This is a genomic window from Microbacterium sp. MMO-113 (assembly GCF_037148555.1).
Lineage (GTDB): Bacteria > Actinomycetota > Actinomycetes > Actinomycetales > Microbacteriaceae > Microbacterium.
The window spans coordinates 1-342 of the sequence record NZ_JBBCTD010000013.1 but is presented as its reverse complement, the minus strand read 5'-3'; the positions used below and the strand labels follow the sequence as shown (position 1 = coordinate 342).

1 rRNA gene is annotated in these 342 nt (G+C 57.3%); it reads left to right on the top strand.

Going from position 1 to position 342, the window contains the following annotated elements:
• A 16S ribosomal RNA gene (locus WFJ36_RS17105) occupies positions 1 to 76 on the top strand; the annotation flags it as partial.
• Between the last annotated feature and the right edge of the window lie 266 nt (positions 77 to 342).

Here is a 342-nt window from a genome sequence, read left to right as displayed (position 1 = left end):
GAAGGTGGGATCGGTAATTAGGACTAAGTCGTAACAAGGTAGCCGTACCGGAAGGTGCGGCTGGATCACCTCCTTTCTAAGGAGCATCTGACGCTTCGGCGTCCAGAACCCAGATCGAAGGCATCTGTTCTTCGCTGGGAGCTCATGGGTGGAACATTTGACATGGCATCGAGATCTGATCTCGGGACTAGTACGCCGCTTCGGTGGTTGGAAGGTTCTGGGTGAGGGGACCGGTGCCTGCACGCTGTTGGGTCCTGAGGGACCGGATGCGGATCTTTCGGGATCTGGTCTGAACCTCTGGACCTCTTTCTGTTTGTCCCGTTGGGGGCAGGTGGATGGGGG